This is a genomic window from Loigolactobacillus backii (genome assembly GCF_003946275.1).
Classification (GTDB): domain Bacteria; phylum Bacillota; class Bacilli; order Lactobacillales; family Lactobacillaceae; genus Loigolactobacillus; species Loigolactobacillus backii.
Map to the genome: position 1 here is coordinate 1 of NZ_RHNQ01000035.1, position 19,234 is coordinate 19,234.

A 19,234-nucleotide genomic window follows, 5' to 3' on the forward strand; every position below is an offset into this window, starting at 1 on the left:
ACCACCATTCACCCAAGCATAAGCGTCTGGCCGGACGAAGTATCGAAGAGCGACCTAAAAGTATTGATCAGCGCCAATCTCGCTGTCAGATCCTGCGTTTGATTGATGGCCGTGACGACGATTCAGTCAACTACGAACTGGCTAAGATCTGCCAAGAATACGGGCACATCATGAAGTCCGTTACCGCTGACAACGGGGCAGAGTTCGCAGCGGCGGGGACGGTGCTTGACGGCGTTGCCGACCTTTATTATGCCCACCCTTACCGCTCTTCAGAACGAGGCACAAATGAGGCGCATAATCGAATGATCCGTCGTGATGTGCCTAAGGGCCTGTCCATGGATACTTTAGGCCCTAGTGATATCCAAGCAGTGGAAGCCAAGCTAAACAACTTACCACGCCGGCAGTCAGGTTACCAAACCCCAAAAGAGCTTTTCTCCGCTGCCGCCGGCTAAAGATTGAATCTTTAAAATATGAATATCAATGAAAATACTGTCTTGCCGGGATTTATTGCGTGGCTAATTTGTTCTTACAATCTACCAAATAAATTGATTTTTTATTTTTAGGCCAATAGGGTATACTCTAACGGATCGTCCAGAAACGTCTTGAAACAAAGCCTAAAATCCAATTCAAATAAGTGACCCGAAACGATTCCTAAGATCGTTTCGGGTATGAAAATCGGAAGAATTTGCTTTGAGAAATGATCTAAAACCATTTTCAAAATAAATTATTTATTACCATAGTTTAAAGCCAAAAGAACCTAAAGAGGTCTTCACATGCATTTAGTAGACATTACCAACTCATGTAGCTCTTGTGTAGCAGAATATGGCAATTACCCAGCGCTTATTAAGTTAAATATAGAAATGCTGATTATAAATATTCCTAATATAATTAGAGCTTTACGGTAAGGAGACTTAATATTCATCTTCTTGCCAGCCCATCCCAATATAGGCCCGATTATAAAGGAATCCATTGCCCAGTTACTTAAAGATTGCTGGATATGTTTCTCTGAGAAACTAAAAGAGAAAACTAGCAAGACGACTCCGCATCCCAATATAAATAAGTTAATCAGTAAAGTAAGCATTTATCTACCTCAGTGAGAACAGATACCAGAGTTGTGAAAAGACAAAGAATGTACCAATAACAATATATCGAAACCACATAATCGCATGTATTAGGATAAATTTGCAATCTACCATATAACCCTAAATCAGAATTACTCGTTATTTAGTGTGATTCTTAAAATTTTTGAAAACAACAAAATTTATTTACTTATTTGCTAAGTAGGACTATGGTTATTTTAATAAATACTTAACAGATAAAGCAATCAATGATAGGCACCTATTGAATAAATAATCGTAATAATTTTTATCTGGTAAATCTTTTTGACTAGTTTCATGATGTCTAATATTGTAAGTGTTTCCAATATGCGTCAGCAATGTAAATTCGTCATTAAATGTTTTACGGAAGTATTCGTCTTCATGAGCCATATTCTCCACTATTTTTTCGGCTGATTTTTTCTTGCCTAGTGATTCATAGTATGTTTTGAGTCTCTCCAATGCCCCCCCACAATTTTTCTAGTGATTCTTGACGAGCTGAATTATTTGGAGTTCTATAGAAGTCAATAGCACTCTCTAAAAGATCATGTAGTGTTTTATCTGTTAGAGATTCAAAACTAGTTTCTATTTCCGGTGTTAGAACATCATCATCAACGAGTCTTTCGATAATCTTTTCATCGTTTAACTCATACAGTAATCCAGCTTCCGAAAATAATTCATTAATTGAATCTTTAAACTCATTAAATACTTTTGAGGAATCATATATATAAATATTTTTGTAATTTCTATAATTTTCATTGTTCCATGCTTCGCGCACATCTTTAATATTTTTCCCAAAGAATTCAATTAAGTCTAGTAAAGCGTACTGATCATAATTATCACCAGATTTAGGAGCAGCAATTGCTCCTGATTCATTTCGAAAAAGTGATGGTATTTTACTATTAATCCTTTGCGAAAAAAGTTTTTCATTAAACTTAATGTAGTCTTTATCTACAAATGAATTATGACATGGTAGTTGAAAAATTTTGGTAAGGTTCTTTTTATATTTTGTACAGCAACTAAGTAATAGAGAGTACATATTTTCGTTTATACAATATGTGTGCTGTTTCAGGTCTCTTTTCCCATTTCTTTCAGAATATAATTCCATAATTAGATCCCCCAATTAATATGTTTTCAATACATTTTCTTCCTGGTTTTTCAATGCTACTCTCTTTAATTAATACATATTTTAAATAATTCTAATTAGTATCTAAAATATTAAGAAGCTAAGATAGTCCGATACCATATACCCTAGTGGCTAATCATACATAAAAGCTTTCTTATATCATTATTTTTTTTGGCAGGTACTGTGTAGGTGGAAATGAATGAGTTAAAGTTATTTTGGAAAATCCCTTCTATTTTGATATTTATATCTAGTTGTGATTTTCAAATGCCATTGTCTGCGCCTGTTCAATAATGGTATCTACTGCAGCGGGTGCAAATGTTGGCGGGTACCCATGATCTTTTAACATACGGCGGACAGCTTGCCGCATAGCGGCTTGTGTCGTCTTCCTTTGAACCCAGTCAGGAGTAGATGCATATTTACGCACAGTTCCTACCAATTCTTTGGCAATTTCTTGTAACGTATCTTCACCCATGACGTGCACAGCAGTCTTTTGATCACATAATGCATCGTAAAACGCTTGTTCATTGGCACTCAGTCCTAAGCTTTCGCCAGCTGCTTCTGTTTCCTGCATATTTTTAGCTAATTCAATCAATTTTCGAATAACAATCTCAGTCGTCACCCCACGTTGATTTAATGCTTCAATATTGTTTTCAAGCATATCACCAAACCTCCGTGATTGAATTAGATTAACCTTAGTCAATGCTTTAACTTTACCCTTAAGCAATCGCTCTAATAACTTCACTGCCAAATTTTGTTCTGGCATATTTTGGATACTATCTAAAAATTTTTCGGACAGTAAACTTAGTTCTGGTCGTTCAAGCCCTAATTCTTTATATAAATCGACAGGCTGTTTAGCTATTACTGATTGGTTTACAAGCTGATCTAATCGCAAATTTAGTTCTCGATTTGTGACAGGATTATCATGTGGACTCACCGCTTGCAAAATCTTCATCAATGCACTTTTGACAGCACCAAAGAAAGCTACTTCTGAAGAAATTGCTTGTGCCTGCTTGCTTGTTACCACAAGTGCGTAAACTTTTTGTAGTTGCACCACAGTATCCGCAAACTTTTTTTGCTGTTCTTTATCTAAGCTAACTACAGCATCAAGTGCTAATCGATAAGATTCTTGACGCTTACCACGTATATCACTATTGTAGCCACTATAATTAACACCATACAGGTAATCATTGATGATAATATCGTATTTAGATTTCATTAATGACACTGCTTTATCAACGTTAATTCCAGCTTGATCACGATCATTTTTAGAATAATGTCTAAGCGCTTGATTTAAACTATCAGCAATCCCAATGTAATCAACAATTAGTCCGCCGTCTTTATCTCGAAAAACTCGATTAACTCGTGCAATAGCCTGCATCAAATTGTGTCCATGCATTGGTTTATCAACATACATTGTATTAACCGAAGGCGCATCAAAACCTGTTAGCCACATATTTACGACAATAACGATTTGTAGTTCATCATTATCATCTTTCATCCTTTGCTGGAAGGCTCTTCGCTGTTTAGTATTAGTATGATGCTTGGCTAATTCAGGACCATCAGAAGCGGTATCTGATGTCATAACAATCTTGATTTTTCCTTTAGTTAAATCATCTGAATACCATAACGGCCGCAACTTAACGATCTCATTAAAAAGTTTAACTGCATTACGCCTTGACGTTTCAACTATGATGGCTTTACCAAATTGTACTGCTTGATGAGCCTCAAAATGATGCACAAAATGCTTTGCTAAGGCCTTTAAACGGCTAGTTGCCCCAGCTAACCGTTCCAAGCTGGTAAAATCAGCTTTTCTTTTCTGATCATCAGTAACTTCAGGATCGTCTTGCCCTGCTTTGTCTATTAAAGCTTCGTACTTATGCTGTACCTCTGGGCCAGCATATAAGGGAATAACGTGATTTTCATAAAAGATTCGAACGGTTGTATGATCACGAACTGACTGTGTCATGTCATAAACATCGATATAATCACCAAACACCCCTGTTGTTGACTTATCATCGATATTAATTGGTGTTCCTGTAAAGCCAATAAACGAAGCATTTGGCAACGAATCACGTAAATATTGTGCGAAACCATATCTAACTCCGTCTTTGGTATAACGAGCTTTCATACCATATTGCGAACGGTGTGCCTCATCTGATATGACAATGACATTACTGCGGCTAGTCAATACTGGCATAGCATCTTCACCATCTTCAGGTGAGAACTTCTGAATGGTGGAAAAGATGATACCTCCACTATTGGTTGCTAGCAGATCACGTGTATCTGTCCGTGACTTAGCCTGCTTAGGTGTTTGCCGTAGATAATCATGCGCTGCTGAAAAGGTTTGTTCCAGTTGATCATCCAGATCGTTGCGATCATTGATGACCAATATTGTTGGATTCCCGATTTTTCGGCTGACAATCCCTGAGAAAAAGACCATTGACAACGATTTACCTGATCCTTGTGTGTGCCACACGACACCGATGCGATTATTTTTTGGGTCTTGCAAAGTCTTAGCAGCACGAGCCACTGCCTTATTAACCATGTAATATTGATGGTAGGCTGCCAAGATTTTAGATGTTTTCGCGTCATTAGATTCAAAAATAATAAAATTCTGAATTAAGTCTAGAATGACAGCGGGTTTCAGCATATTGGTAATCATAGTTTCCAGTTCATATGAATCCGGCAAATCAGAATCGCGATGATCTGGTGATCGCCATTGCATAAACCGATCAAACCCGGCTGAAAGGGAGCCTGTTCTTGCATTAACGCCATCAGAAGCAATTAGGACTTCGTTGTAGGCCATATAATCAGAAATATCTTGCTTATAGGTCTGTAATTGATTATAAGCATCTTCAATCCCAACATTCTCGTTAGCTTGGTTCTTAAGCTCAAAAGTCACTACAGGTAATCCATTAATAAAGATCGTAATGTCAGGTCTGCGATTATGGCCTCCTTGTTTCATTGTGAACTGGTTTGTCACCATGAAATCATTGACTGCAATATTGTTAAAATCAACTGCCTTTACAGAATAAGTGTGTGGTTGTCCATTTTTGTTTTCAGTTACTGATGCGCCTTCAATCAGTAACTTGTGGAAATGATGGTTATTTGCCATTAAATCTGGTCCGTCTGGAATGCTTTTAAACTGACGCAATGCTTCTGTATAAACAAAATTCGGCAGACCAGGATTTATTTGTTTGAATGCAGCCATTAGTCTTGGCTCAAGTACAATTTTCTGATGGTCATTATCGCGTTCGCTATCTACCTGAATATTGGGCCGGTTATACTCAGCACTGCGTAAATCTGTGTAGCCAAGAGAGACAATAAGATCAATTGCTTCTTCTTCAACTTCTTGTTCATTAGTAAATGATTGGTTATTTGGCATTTTTTAGCACCTCCTCAAGAATAGATAAATCTATTTCACCGGAAAGTAGCCTTGGTAATAGAAGATCTCGAAGTGTTATTAAGCAATCTTCTTCAACTCTGTTAGAATCAATTTTTTTGAGAATGGGTGTGAGATTTTTTTTAACAAAATTTTTAGGAATAATTGGTAATTCAATAGCCCTAAAATCAGTTTTATTAAACTTTTGTTGAGCAGATCCCGACGTGATTGTGGAAAGGGCGTGTTGCCCAATGTTAGACAAAAAATACAGATATAGGTAATCAGTAATCCAAGAATCAGCCGATTGAATGAAAATGACATTATTCCCAGCCACCATATGTTCATCAAGATATGGTACTCGGTGAACACTTCCAACATCACCTACATTTGAGATAATTACTTCACCTCCATAAAGATGTGACTTCTTTAAAAAATCATAACTATGTTTAGTAATCCAACGTTTATCGTCCATAAGATTTCTTTTCAAATCTGTATTACGTAAAAATAAGGAATAATCAGGCTTATCAACAATAGTCACATTATCTTTGAGTGTTTTGAAGCTACCGTTTGCCACATGGTCTGAAACTGTTAAAAAATCCTTCATGTCACTAATACGACAAGTTGTACTCTTATTGATGTTAGATGTTCGGATTGCAATATTAATACCAAGTTTCAGCAAGTTCTTGTTGATCTGCTGATTCAATTCAATTTTTTGATTGATAATAGAGATGGAGTCAGAAATTATTATTTGGTCTTTAAAACTTGGCAATTCAAATTTAAAATCCATAATTGCTTTTTTATCTCCACGTGGCATCTTCGTGCCCTTTGATGTTGCCATCATATAGTCAAAGAAACGATCATCTGATAATACCACCGCAAGATAAGACTGTAATAACTGTTTTGAATTAGACCTAATGTTTAATACATCTGTCGAATGGGTACCCGCTATATTAGCGTGCCAAATCTTTTTAAAATACGGACGAATATTCGCAATAAGAATATCCCCCTTAGCGAAAGTATTTACTTTATTAGTTCGTGGCAATTTAGTAATTGGGAAAAATACACCTAACCTATTTGGCTTTAAATTTTCTGTGCTCACATAAGTGTTTCTTGAGGCTTCATTCAAATAACATTTTTCATTAACTAAAGTTGCAAAATCACCAAGTCTCACAGTTTTAGTCTCCATACCCAATACCTCTTAACACATTCAAAATCTTGTTCTGCAACTGATCACTCTCATCGAACTGTTTCTTCAATTCACCGCTTAACTTTGTCATTTCAGCATCAAACTCTTCTTCTGACATTTGCTTTTCTGCAGCTAATCCGACATATCGACCAGGTGTTAGAACATAATCATTAGCCTTAATATTTTCCAACTTTTCAGCTTTGCAAAAGCCGGGGACATCTCGATACGCTTTTTTAGAGGTTCCCGTATAAGCGTGATAGGTATCGGCAATCTTATTAATATCAGCACGCGTAAATTCGCGATGGGTTCGATCTGTCATTGATCCCAATTCACGGGCATCAATAAACAAAGTCTCTCCTTGGCGGTCACGTTCATTAGGCGATGCTTGATTCATATCAAATATCCATAAAGAAACTGGAATAGATACGGAATAAAACATTTGACTTGGCATTGCCACGATAGCATCAACCTTATGATCCTCGAGCAGTGATTGACGAATAGCCTTCTCATCACTAGTCGATGTTGATAACGAGCCATTTGCTAAAACAATGCCAGCCTTACCATCGGGAGTCAATTTACTCAAAATGTGTTCAATCCAAGCATAGTTGGCATTTCCATCATAAGGAGTTCCCCAGCGCCAGCGTGAGTCGTCAATAACCTTCTCAGCTCCCCAGTCTTTTACGCTAAATGGCGGATTTGCTAAGGCAAAATCAAAGCGTTCGCCCTTGTGTAAATCATTTAATAGTGTATTGCCATTACGAGGGCCTAAGTTGTTATCGATGCCATGAATAGCTAAATTCATTTTAGCTAAGCGCCAAGTGGTTGGATTCCATTCCTGCCCATAAACAGACAAGTCTAGAATAGTTCCTTGGTGTTCACGGACGAACTCTTCAGATTGCACAAACATGCCACCAGAACCGCAACAAGGATCATAGATCGAGCCTTTAAACGGTTCAATCATATCGACGAGTGTTCTAACAATGGAACGTGGCGTATAGAATTCACCATCTCCATTAGTTGCAAATTTACGTAAAAAGAATTCGTATACGCGGCCTAATACGTCATTTTTTCGAGATTCTTCATTTCCAACCTGAACGTCCGAGAACAAATCGATGACTTCACCCAGATTTTCCTTAGCCAAATCTGGCGAAGCATAATTTTTAGGTAAGACCCCCTTTACACTAGCGTTCTCACGCTCAATTGCAGCCATTGCTTTATCAATTGTAGTGCCAACTTCTGGTGTTTTAGCAGCGGCAGCAATTACTGACCAACGTGCCTCTGAAGGTAGCCAAAAAACATTTTTAGCATCGTAACTATCGCGTTCTTCTGCCTCTTCTGGATAATTAGAAGCTAACAATTCTGCATGCAATTCTTCAAATGTATCTGATACATATTTTAAGAAAATCAATCCCAAAACAACGTTTCGATACGTTGATGCGTCCATTGAGCCTCGTAACTTTTCTGCTGCACTCCACAGCTTGTCTTCAATTCCTAATTCATTACTCTTTACTGGCATTAATAGTTCCTCCAATGTTTTTCTTTAAATGTTAAACTTCTAAAAACTAATACATTTACAGTCGCACTATTCTACTGATACTTCATCATGATAAGTCGGCTATCAGCTTCTAGGGTTGATAATTGCTGATCGATCTTTACTATTTTATTTTCCAACTCAGACACAGAAATTAGCTTAGGCGGGATATAAGTATCTACGTAGCGTGGAATGTTTAAATTATAATCATTTTCAATGATCTCTTTCGGTGTAGCTACATACGCATATCGCTGAATGCTAACGAATTTGTGATATGTTTCAACAATCTTGTTAACTGCTGAAGTTGACAACAAATCACGTGAACGTGCTTTTTTAACCTCATCATCACTTGCATCAATGAACAATACGTCTTTGCGTTTTCGATTCTTCCGTAATACTAGAATCATAGTTGGGATTGCAGTTGTGCTTTGTAAATTAGCTGGCAAACCAATCACTGCTTCAATATAGTTGCGTTCAAGCAAGTACTGACGAATTTTTGCTTCCGCTGATCCTCTGAATAGAACACCATGCGGTAACTGAATCACCATTGTTCCATTGTCATTTAAATGGGCCAGTCCATGCAGTACAAAGGCGAAGTCTGCTCTAGATTTTGGTGGTAATACTCCAATTTTATGATAAATACCCCTTTCAAGAAGGTTTGGGTCTGGATTCCACCTCATTGAGTAAGGTGGATCATTAATAATAACGTCGGCACCTGAATCACCAAATGGCCAATCGGCAACAAGTGCATCACCATTATTCAGTGCATGACTTGTATTGTCATCGTCTAATAGACCTAGCACCATTTCACAGAAAAGATATGCTTTGGCATTTAACTCTTGTCCTAACAATCTAACTTTCCGTGAATTTGGTATAACACGTCTCATTTCAAGTAAAGAGCCGCCCCATCCAGAAGTAGAATCATATATTCTAACTGGTTCGTCCCCGTCAAAAGATAGATTTGCTAACTGAGCCATCAGAACATTAATCTGATCAGGCGTATTAGTTCTCCCATTTATCCTTGATTCAAGGTCAACGTATGCATCTTGCATGGCTTTAAGTAATACAAAGCGATCAGATTGTTGTCTAACTAAACGTAATGTGCTTTCACAAATTTCATTAAAGACTTGCAGTTGCTTGTCCTTACCGATTCTTAGCAACAATATCCGTTGAATGCTTTCATTAAGATCTTCAATTACTGCCAATTGAGTTTCATCAGATTTAGCAATAGCATGTAGCTGCTTGTTAAGTGCCTCAATATGCATGCCCTTCTGCTTAAGGAGTTGAGCATACGCTGGATTTATTTCGTATAAATAAACGAGATCAAATAAAGTTGTTACAATCGAATTAGCGTCAAATAGGTCCCGGTATTGACTGCTAATACTCAAGATAGCTCTTTTCGCTGTTCCAACTGATTGTGAATAATCCATAGTTAACCTTCCTCCATCATATGCTGCCTAATGAATTGTAGTGCTTGTTCTTCAGTCAAATCAGCCTTTCGTTTTAACGCTATTGATCGTTTTTGACTCAGAACATAAAGTTCCCCAATGTCATGTTGCAACGACAAGTTTGGTATAGAAATAGTCATTTCACGTAAATCTTTTAATATTACTCGACGTCCTAGCTGTCCCAATGCTTCCAGTTGACGTTGTGCTTCAATACTGTGGTTAAACCACCAAACAAAGTAACTTTGTTTTACTCGACTATCTAGTGTTGCTGCGGTAAAGTTTGCAGTCAATATTTGCTCGTCTACAAAAGCTTTTTTCTCCACTAGATAGGCTTCTCGTTGCAGCATTGAAATTCCAATTTGATCTGTGGTGATTAACGGCAACTCAGAATCACCATGGATATATCTAACTGACCTCGACAATGGATTGTATATCATTCTCTGACTAGGTTTTTCATCAATAGGATCTTTGATTCTTGGTAATAAGATCCCAGTGGTAAAATCCGCAAGGTTACCAAGCTTACTTTTTGTAAATTTCATTCGCTTCTCCTGTTATTCTCTTGAATTACTTTATGGAATGGTGCAATCATATCAGGCAATTCATAAAATGTCAACTGTAATTATTGAGAATTACAAGGATGGAAAAGCAAAATAATACCACCAAACAGGGAAATCTGCCATGGCGGAATCACTTTAACCGTAATATATACAACCAAGTTCAGTAAATATCTTGATCATTCGTTTCTCATTCAATGCAAATCATTCTTTTACTTGGGCATCACTCAATTTCCTTGTATAATAGATCAAGCAAGAAGTTTTAAGGGCGGTGGCTGTCTTTTCCCTTGCGAGGTGAGGCCCATGGGAACATGGAATAATCTTCAGGAAGGTTTCACAGTCAATGAGCGTCTTCCAGACACTCTCGTTGATGTTGCTGTTTGGCACGTTTTTAATTGCGCTACTCAGCTATATCGACAAGCACCACAAATAAAAAAGCCGCCCTGCGTAACTTTGGTAGGTTACAGGGCGAACTAGTGTCGTTTTAATATCTGCCACCGCCTTTGAAGCGGCTTGCACGGGAAGCCCTGTTTTCGGCGGGGCTTCCTTTTTCTGTTTCTATTATAGCATGTCCCTTAAAAACTGGCTAACGTTTTAGGCTTTGATCGGGTTCAGAATCTGGTTGTTTAATTTCTGGATTTTCTTCAGCAAATGCTTGCAGTTGCTTTTGTGTTCGCTCACTGATTTCATGGTGTACATCATTTAATTTATTTTTTAGTTCTGATTTTTGTTGTGGATTAGTTGCTTGCTTAATTTGTTGTTGCAAGCCTTGGTAGGACTTATTAAGATCATGGGCTGATAACTTTTTTAGATCATGCTCAGGCTCTTTTGGGGCTTCTTGTAAGCCTAATTGTTTGGTTAAGCCATCGCTAAGCTCAATCACTTTGTTGCTCACTTGCTGGATCTCACTTAAAGCACTATGGATCACGGCTTTATCTTTAGCCCAGGTGGCCACGTAACCGAGTGAGTAGTTGCTGGTATCAACGCCAATATTTTGCATGGCAACATACGCAACCGCTTCGGCTTGGGTTTCCTGATAGGCTCGTGGCCGATCTTTAAAGGCTGATTTTAAGCCGTGTAGCTGGCTATGCGCATATTCGTGGTATAACGTCTTTAGTTTCAAAGCATTGTCGGGCTCATCGCCACCAATGACGATTTCATTAGTGCTGGGTTGAAAATACCCCTTAGCCCCATTTAGCGTCGCTAAAGGCACTTCACTGACTTTAAGGTCGGTTTGCTGGTTTAGATAGTCCTTGAATGCGTTATACAAGCTTGTCACATTCTGATGATCCGCTAAATTTTCTTTGACAAAATCTTTAGCACTTAGGACTGGTTCACCGCTAGTTTGTGACACATCAAAGACTGGTAGATAGCGATAACCAACTATGGCTTTTTCTTCGGTCGTATCAAGCCTTTTCTGATCCTCTGGAGTTAGTTTTTTAATAATAGGGGCCGCAATCCTGATCCCTTTTTCTCCTTTATTTACTGATCGTTTAAAATCATTCTGCCATTTTTTAAAGCCTGCAACTTGGCTGGCACTTGGATTTTGAGAATAGATAAGGTCAATATTACGTTGGCTATACCGGTGAAACTTTGCTACGGTATCAAGATAACTTTTAAACTTTTCACTATCAGTTAGTTTTAAAATTTCTTTTTCGGCATTTTCGACAAGCTGCCTTTTCCATTTTTCAGTTTCAACTTTACTTGGCATGATTAACCCTCCTCGGCGTCTACAAACTCTACAGAATTATCCATTTGGGGTAACTTGATAGATTGTGTGCCGTAAAGTGCTAAATATTCGGCATTCTTTTTTTGCCACGCAACTTGAATATATTTGCCATTACCCGCAACTTCTGATAGGTACTTATAACTGCTTTTATCCGTCAAAATAGGTAATTCGCTTGCTAATGCTTCCAGTTCATTTTTCATGATATATCCTCCTCCTTTTACAATTACACTCGTTGGTTAGGTTCACTTTTTGGTTTTTGAAAAGTAAACCTAAATGACGGGTTCACCAACCGGAACAACGTGAAGGGCGGTAGGCAGGTTCTAATCAAAATCAAAACTTAATTTATGGCCGTCAAGCTTTAACTTGGCGTCAAACGACTTGCCTTTCTTGCTTTTGAACCCTTTTAGTTTGCTGGATTCACCCTTTGTAATTAATGCTTTAATGACCGTTTTGCCAAGGGTTTTGCCGCTCCATTTTTTAGGCAATGTAAATTTGCATGGCGGGTCTGCACTGTAATTCGTACAGCCGTAGAACTTGCCTTTATCAACAACTTTGCCGGTGTGACATAGCGGACAAGTCCCCAATTCAGCTTGCGCTTGTGCCTCGGCTTGAGCGGTTTGCTGTTGCTGTACTTGTTGTTGAACTTCGCCACTGTTCTGTAGCTGACTGGGCACGTCTGTTACCAGCTTCTCAATAAACTTTTTGATCTGCGCTAGAAAATTATCCTGGGTCCTTTCTTTAGCGCTGATTTGTTGTAAGGCTCTTTCCCACTTCGCGGTCATTTTGGGGCTAGTGAGTAACGGCTCTAATTCAACGGCCTTGCAAAGGGTCGTGCCTTGCGGCGTGACATGTAGTTGGTTCTTTTTGGTCTCGAGATAGTCTCGTTTCTTCAACACTTCTAAAATATTCGCCCGTGTGGCTTCGGTACCAATGCCTTCCACGTCTTTCAAAATCTCTGCTTCTTCTTCGTCCAGCGTTTTGCCGGCGGTTTTCATGGCCGTAACTAACGTGCCTTCCGTAAACGGTTTCGGTGGTGTCGTTTCCTTTTGAGGGGCTGAAACGTCTGCTGTGACCGCTTGGCCTTGGGTGACGGCTGGCAAGGTCACTGGGGCCTCTTTAGTCGCCGTCTCATCAGCCAGCAAGGCTTTCCACCCGGACTTTAGGGGAACGTTTCCAGTGGCCTTGAAATCCGCTTGTGATACCTGCGTCATGATGGTCGTCTGCTCGTATTCATACGGCGCCGCGAACATCGCTAGGGTGGTTCGCAACACAAGGTCGTAGACCTGCTGCTGTAATCGTGGTAGCTTCGTCAACTGTTCCTTAGTGGGGACGGTCTTCGTTGGGATAATAGCGTGGTGTTCCTGCACCTTTTTGCCATTGACGTACCTACTTTGAGGTTCCGTTTGGGGCAAAGACACTTCTTGAGAGACCAAAGACAGATACCGCGCCAAGTTCTGGCGCAGATAGGAAAACTCTTGATCGGTGATATATTGACTGTCCGTACGCGGGTATGAGAGTAGTTTTGCTTCGTACAAGTCTTGTACGGCCTTCAAAACATCAGCGGCGCTGGCATGGTAGCGTTGATTAATTTTGGTTTGCAACGCAGATAGCGAGAAAAGGCGCGGGCTGGCGCTCTTTTTGGCGGTCTTTTGGACGTCTTTAATGATCCCGTCTTGGGCCCCGTTTTTAAGGCCGTTTCCGGCCATAAAAACTTGTAAGCTTACTTTATCTGGAAACTTTTGCGTGGGGTCTAATTTAGCGACAAATTTTTGCTGTTCAGCGGCAATTTCCGCTTGAAGCTCGAAATAAGGTTCTGGTTTGAAGTTTTGAATGGCTTGATCGCGTTGATAAACCATATACAAAGTCGGTGTTTGTACCCGACCAATGGAGTACACGCCGTTCACACCAGCTTGTCGCAACAAAAGCGTGTACAACGGACTGCCGTTCATACCAACTAACCAGTCGCTGATCTGGCGCGTTTGAGCTTCCTTAAACGCTGGATAGTACGTCCAACCATCTTTGAGCGCCTTAAAACCCGTCCTGATGGCGTCACTTTCTAGTGAATTGATCCATAGGCGCTTAATGGTTTTGCTTTTGAGATTAATCTTGGCTTGGTTCATGATTGACCACGCAATATTTTCACCTTCACGGTCACTGTCCGTGGCAACAATAATTGTGTCGGCTTTCACCAACCAATCTTTAACGATTTTAAACTGGGTCTTTTTGTCGGTTGGGACGACGAACTGGTAGTGATCTGGGAAAATCGGAAGATTTGCTAACGACCAGTGTTTGTATTTTTCATCGTACTTTTCCGGCGCGGCTAACTCGACCAAATGCCCGAACCCAAAGGTGACAATCGTGTCCGGCGACAAAATGGGGTCACTCACTTCATAGTAGCCGGTCTTCTTAGTGCTATGGTCAAACGCGTCAACATAAGCGCGTGCTTGACTTGGCTTTTCAGCTAAAACAACCGTTGTCATGAGCGTTCACTCCTTATGATTCAATTTTTGTTCTAATTCTTCTTTGCCTTGGTTCGCACTATCCAACCAGGCTTGTTTTCTAAGTGCTTGCATGTCTTCTTGTTTGACCTGCTCATAAGCCTGTTGACGTTCCTTTAAGCAATCTTTGTAAGCTTTATGTTCACTTTTAGCTCCGCTTCTTAGAATCATGACTAGGCCACTGCCACCCACTAGCAAAACGATTACTTCAAGCCACAGGTAAGCTAAAACTTCATATAGAACTAGCAAACCTCCCATAACGATGACGAACCATTCTAGTGATCGATACAGATAGTAGAAGATCAAGTGGTCAAGTGGATTTCCTTTAAAAACATTGACATGCGAATCAACTCGCCACTTCGTTTTTATTTTTTCTCGCCACTTCATTTAAGTAACCCCCCTTGGCCTAATGCTTCATTCTATTTTTAAGCATTCTCATGGCACCGGTTAGCCCACCTTTGGTAGCGCCAGTCGAACTCCAAAAGTCCTCGACAGCTTTCGGTGTATGCAATACTAGCCAACCCATACCAATCGATAAAGCAAAAGCTCCAATTCCGTTGCTAACCCAATGGGTAACTCCCCAAACACATAGGGTCATTGAAAGAACTTGTGAGAGCATAGAAGCGTTTAGATAAATTAGCTTTTTCCACCAAGTGCTACTATAATCCCAAGTCTCGGTTGCGATACTGATGGCTGCGAACGGAATGGTTAAATAAAACCAGGCCATATCCGCCATAAAAATACACATTTTGAAAAAGAAGAATACAGTCACGATCGCAAAGAATCCTAATAGGATTAGTGACATAACTGAACCAATAGCCAATGTACCAGCTATATTTTTTGAACCGGTAATCATTGAAGCCGTATATTTACTATTCATTGAAAACATAAATTTACCGAGCGGAAACACGATTGCTTTCAGTAAAAATCCTTGTAAAAAGACCATGACCGGAATTGCGGCGGCTGATTTAAGACTGTCCATCACAATATTGGCCCAAGTAACATCGGTACTTTCATCGGCCTCTTTTAGCAAAGTCCCAATGATTCTTCCTAGGACAACTACGACTACTAAGGACGTCGCAAAAGTAAGAAAGATTGCATACCATTGGTCTAGGACGGATTCGTGTTGATCAATTTGATCAAAGATCGCGCGACAGCCAGAAGTCATAAAATTCATAATGGCTGTAAAAACGCCCTTAACCCAGTCATTAATTGCTTCTGAAATTTTATCGCCTAAGAAACTTGCTAAAACTGGGTGAAAGTAAAGACTTTTCATATTTTAGCCTCCTTTTTAATCATTAACCCAACATCTTTTTGTGCCTTACTTTTAAGTCTTGATCCATGCTATCCTGTAGATTTTCTTCTTCATCATCGGTTGTTTGATCGTCTTTTTTGGCTTGGTGCTGTGCTTTAACTGTCTGATTCCACTTATCTACCTTATTCTTAAAGTTGGTTTCCTGGCTGGCTTCTGGTTGGCCTTGATAATCGTTCTGTGACAAGTTAACCAAATGATCGGCTCCTGGAAATAGTTTAAATTGGAACGCTTTTGTCGCTTTGACTGGTCGCGCATTACTAAAGATTAATAAGCTCTGTTCTTCGGGCATACGCATAATTTCATCAGGTGTCATGAGCGAACGGCTCGTATAGCTGTAACTATCGCTCTTGCTGTGGCTTTCTTCCTTGCTGTGACTGGTACTCTCACTACCGGTTTCAACTTTTACGGTCGATTTACCTAACAGATCACTAAAGTATTTAGCGGTCACATCATTAGCGGCATTTAAGCAAATTTTAACCGCGTGATTACCTAAGATACTTTCGGCCTTATCCTTGCCATACAAGGCTTGTAGCTGGGTTAAGGTCTGACAAATGGTCGTCACGCCAATACCGTACCCCCGGCACGTCGCTAGAAATTCTTCGTACTTAGGAAACTTCCCTAAATTGACAAATTCATCAAGGATAAAGTCAACTTGGTGGGGCAATTTAGCGTGATGATCGGCGGCTAATTTGTATAATTCATCAAACAATTGTGAGAAAAACAGATTGATGAAGCTTTCATAAGTGTTATCCATGACGGGGATAATCACGTATAGCACCACTTTGTCATTGCCAATCTCTTTTAAATCAAAATCCGAAAAGCTGGTAAAGTCGGCCACTTCTTGATCGACGAACTTCGAAATGGTCGCCAACAGGCTTTCAATAATGCTGGCTTTCATTTCTCCTTTAGCCTTTTTGAAACCTAACTCATAAGCGCGTCTCGCTGGATCAGTCATAGTTAGATCAAGAAACAAGGTATCTAGCGGACTATCCGCACCCTTTTCCTCGGCTTCAACGTCATTTTCTTGTAAGACCTGCGTTACGCCCGCCAAATTTCTTTGTTCTGGTGACCGGTGGTTCATGACAAACAGGATTAAAGCCTTCAAAAGCTGTCTTTGGGTACTGAACCACACGTCTTTTTTACCTTCGGCATTTTCACTTTGCACGATCTTGGTCGCAACGGTTTCGGCTTGAATATCGCGCTGAATATAATCAAAGGGGTTGTAGCGATCACTGTGCGCCATGTTCGCGAAGTTGACGACATGCACTTGATAACCCTGGGCTAGTTTGATACCGGCTGTCTTTTCGTATAATTCCCCTTTCGGGTCAGTTACCACAATGCTGTTCTCCGTTTCATTAAACAGGTTGGTAATGACGACTGACTGGGTCTTATATGACCCCGGGCCCCCAACCACGAAGATATTTCGATTCGGCTTGGTACTGTTATTCTGGTAAACAATCCGTTTATCCACGATCCCTAAAATTGTCCCGTTCATTGTATAACCCCCTAGCTACGCCTTATCAGCTAACTGGTAATCTTCATCAAGTTTGACTTTAAGCGCGTTTGCTAATTCAACCTGTACATACTTGGTCTCTACGTTATTTAGGTCATTATTAATCGCGTGGGCTGGTGGTAAGTGTTTGCTCAAATCAAGGTAAACATCTACCAAATATATCAATCCAGACAAGTACCCGGACTGCGTGTGAGTGGGGAAAGACAACTGACCAGGTAATGGCTGTTGAAGCACCTGTTTAGCCTGAATCGCGACTAAGTCATCTAATGCGAGTGCTTTTGATTCAGGAAGTTGCCCAATCGCTGACACCCATTCTGATATTGCAATTAGTAGATCGGCTTCTGCACGAGTATAAGAATTTTTAGTTACGTAGTTTTCTTGTGTCATTTTAAATTCTCCTTTTCCGGTTTCGTTTCGGATTGACTTTTATCGATGAGCATTTTGACGGCCTCTAGGTCAGTCATCGTATTGAAGGAAGTAGTTAAGTCCTTAGGACTGATACTAAAATAATGGTCACTCAATTCTTTTAGATTACCCCAAGTCGCGCTCCCGTGGGTTTCAGTGTCTGCGGTTTCCCAAGCTTTATGCTTGCTGTTCCGTTTCAAGGCAAAATAGACGGTGTATAGTACCACAGCGATACTGACGATAATTAATACCGGGTTCTTTTGCCCCAAATACAAACTGTAATAGTGCCAGGGGTGTAAGACTAACTGTTTTAACACCGTTGGCATATGATCCGCAAATGCCAACTTATAGCGGGACAAGGCCATGACAGAGCCAGCTAAAATCTCTGCTAAATACAAGCCAATAATTAGCGTTAGTAGGTACGGCCAACTGGCTTTAACGCTGTTTAATAATTTGTCTTTCATCTAATCACCTACTATCTGTTTAATTCTTTGTTGGTTGGTACCGGTGTACCGTTGCTTACCATAGATCAAGGTTGGGACTGACGTTAATTGATATTGCTGAATGTAGTGCCGATTCTGCGATTGATTCATGTTAATCAAGACGATGTTGTGACTGATTGCGTTGTGCCAATAAATTTGATGGAAAATAGACTGACAATCCGGGCAATCATCGCGATAGAAGAACAACACTTTTTCAGGGTGCTTGTGCTTAGCCAGCGTCACAACTGGCCGCTGTTTTTCCACGTGATTGACGTATTGATGACCAGCAAACCCGCTAACGGCTAAAACCACCACGATTACCGCTATGGCCTTACCAACCCGCTTAATTAAGGTCACTGGCTTTAAAGCTACTACCTAAATTTTGGACTGCGGTGATTCGATCCGTGGTGGTATCGAAAGTCACTTGATAAAGTACCGTCGCCTTTTGCCAGTCGTTGTCGCCACTCTTACTTTCATAACTAACGACGGCCAAGCCTTTCATATCTTGGCCCTGCTTACTTTGTGTATACAGGTTCAGCTGATCTAATTTGGCTGAAACACTATTGCTATCACCATACGTGCCCTTATTTGAAAAGTATTGCTGATATAGCTTGTCGGAAATCAAGTCTTTCACGCCATCTTTACGCTGACCGTAGGTCTTGGGCTTGAAGTTATTCATGACCTCAAAGAACTTGGTGACCACCGTATTAAAGCTAAGTTCAGCCTGACTTTTATCTTTATTATTTTGGTAGGTCTTATAACTGTCAATTTGAGCGCTCAATAACTGCTTTTGTTGATTAGTTTTGGTTAATTGCTGGCTGACTTGACGCTTTTGTTGTTGTAAGCGACTAATCTGTTGTTGTGCCTGCTTAATTTGGCTATGCTGATAGACATTCGCCCCTAATGACATGATTAAGATCAAACTACCAATCGCAATACTTAAAACCATGCTGCGTTTCATTTACTCGTCC

Annotated in this window: 18 protein-coding genes; 2 read left to right on the forward strand and 16 right to left on the reverse strand. The window is 39.9% G+C overall.

The genetic code is table 11. From position 1 onward, the window contains the following. Positions 1-452 (forward strand): IS30 family transposase (locus tag EKM61_RS07345; RefSeq protein ID WP_125636178.1); only part of this gene is annotated, 452 nt, incomplete at its 5' end. Positions 453-1,530: 1,078 nt separating this feature from the next. On the opposite strand, the gene EKM61_RS07355 is transcribed toward EKM61_RS07345, so the two are convergent. The 6 genes from EKM61_RS07355 to EKM61_RS07380 all read right to left on the reverse strand — a co-directional run bounded on the left by EKM61_RS07355 (position 1,531) and on the right by EKM61_RS07380 (position 10,306). After that, positions 1,531-2,202 (reverse strand): AbiJ-NTD4 domain-containing protein, encoded by a 672-nt coding sequence (locus tag EKM61_RS07355; RefSeq protein ID WP_225359755.1) that lies wholly within the window; start codon positions 2,200-2,202, stop codon positions 1,531-1,533. A gap of 265 nt (positions 2,203-2,467) precedes the next feature. After that, entirely contained in the window at positions 2,468-5,605 is a 3,138-nt protein-coding gene (locus tag EKM61_RS07360) for a type I restriction endonuclease subunit R (protein WP_068377344.1), read from the reverse strand. Beyond that, on the reverse strand, positions 5,595-6,788 hold the full coding sequence (locus tag EKM61_RS07365) for a restriction endonuclease subunit S (protein ID WP_068377341.1): 1,194 nt from the start codon (positions 6,786-6,788) through the stop codon (positions 5,595-5,597). Before EKM61_RS07365 ends, EKM61_RS07360 begins: the two co-directional genes overlap by 11 nt. Then, positions 6,778-8,304 (reverse strand): type I restriction-modification system subunit M, encoded by a 1,527-nt coding sequence (locus tag EKM61_RS07370; protein WP_068377338.1) that lies wholly within the window; start codon positions 8,302-8,304, stop codon positions 6,778-6,780. The genes EKM61_RS07365 and EKM61_RS07370 overlap by 11 nt, the downstream gene beginning before the upstream one ends. Positions 8,305-8,375: 71 nt before the next feature. Next, positions 8,376-9,749: an N-6 DNA methylase gene (locus EKM61_RS07375; RefSeq protein WP_068377335.1), complete on the reverse strand. Its 1,374-nt coding sequence runs from the start codon at positions 9,747-9,749 to the stop codon at positions 8,376-8,378. A gap of 2 nt (positions 9,750-9,751) precedes the next feature. After that, positions 9,752-10,306, reverse strand: coding sequence for a hypothetical protein (locus tag EKM61_RS07380; RefSeq protein WP_057705057.1), 555 nt, complete (start codon positions 10,304-10,306; stop codon positions 9,752-9,754). 385 nt (positions 10,307-10,691) lie between these two features. Here EKM61_RS07380 and EKM61_RS12325 point away from each other — a divergent pair, with 385 nt between their 5' ends. Next, a complete protein-coding gene (locus tag EKM61_RS12325; RefSeq protein WP_222843308.1) occupies positions 10,692-10,754 on the forward strand; it encodes a putative holin-like toxin in 63 nt (20 codons plus the stop codon). Positions 10,755-10,907: 153 nt separating this feature from the next. Here EKM61_RS12325 and EKM61_RS07390 read toward each other — a convergent pair whose 3' ends face one another. The 10 genes from EKM61_RS07390 to EKM61_RS07435 all read right to left on the reverse strand — a co-directional run bounded on the left by EKM61_RS07390 (position 10,908) and on the right by EKM61_RS07435 (position 19,224). Continuing rightward, positions 10,908-12,032 carry an ArdC-like ssDNA-binding domain-containing protein gene (locus EKM61_RS07390; RefSeq protein ID WP_068377333.1) on the reverse strand — a complete coding sequence of 375 codons (1,125 nt, stop codon included), beginning with the start codon at positions 12,030-12,032 and terminating at the stop codon, positions 10,908-10,910. Between the two features lie 2 nt (positions 12,033-12,034). Then, entirely contained in the window at positions 12,035-12,250 is a 216-nt protein-coding gene (locus tag EKM61_RS07395) for a hypothetical protein (RefSeq protein ID WP_064522596.1), read from the reverse strand. A 120-nt stretch (positions 12,251-12,370) separates the two neighbouring features. Further along, positions 12,371-14,530, reverse strand: a complete 2,160-nt coding sequence (gene topB, locus EKM61_RS07400) for a type IA DNA topoisomerase (RefSeq protein ID WP_063733161.1) — start codon at positions 14,528-14,530, stop codon at positions 12,371-12,373. A 6-nt stretch (positions 14,531-14,536) separates the two neighbouring features. Then, a complete protein-coding gene (locus EKM61_RS07405) occupies positions 14,537-14,935 on the reverse strand; it encodes a hypothetical protein (RefSeq protein ID WP_016373478.1) in 399 nt (132 codons plus the stop codon). A 19-nt stretch (positions 14,936-14,954) separates the two neighbouring features. Beyond that, a complete protein-coding gene (locus tag EKM61_RS07410; RefSeq protein WP_016373479.1) occupies positions 14,955-15,824 on the reverse strand; it encodes a conjugal transfer protein TrbL family protein in 870 nt (289 codons plus the stop codon). Positions 15,825-15,846: 22 nt separating this feature from the next. Continuing rightward, positions 15,847-17,358 (reverse strand): VirD4-like conjugal transfer protein, CD1115 family, encoded by a 1,512-nt coding sequence (locus EKM61_RS07415; protein ID WP_068377331.1) that lies wholly within the window; start codon positions 17,356-17,358, stop codon positions 15,847-15,849. Between the two features lie 15 nt (positions 17,359-17,373). Further along, positions 17,374-17,763: a hypothetical protein gene (locus EKM61_RS07420; protein WP_068377328.1), complete on the reverse strand. Its 390-nt coding sequence runs from the start codon at positions 17,761-17,763 to the stop codon at positions 17,374-17,376. Then, a complete protein-coding gene (locus EKM61_RS07425; RefSeq protein ID WP_063733156.1) occupies positions 17,760-18,245 on the reverse strand; it encodes a hypothetical protein in 486 nt (161 codons plus the stop codon). Before EKM61_RS07425 ends, EKM61_RS07420 begins: the two co-directional genes overlap by 4 nt. After that, on the reverse strand, positions 18,246-18,620 hold the full coding sequence (locus tag EKM61_RS07430) for a thioredoxin family protein (RefSeq protein WP_068377324.1): 375 nt from the start codon (positions 18,618-18,620) through the stop codon (positions 18,246-18,248). It lies immediately after the preceding gene. Beyond that, the gene (locus EKM61_RS07435; protein ID WP_068377321.1) at positions 18,607-19,224 is read right to left on the reverse strand and encodes a hypothetical protein; all 618 of its coding nucleotides are present in this window, start codon (positions 19,222-19,224) and stop codon (positions 18,607-18,609) included. The genes EKM61_RS07430 and EKM61_RS07435 overlap by 14 nt, the downstream gene beginning before the upstream one ends. Positions 19,225-19,234 lie beyond the last annotated feature (10 nt).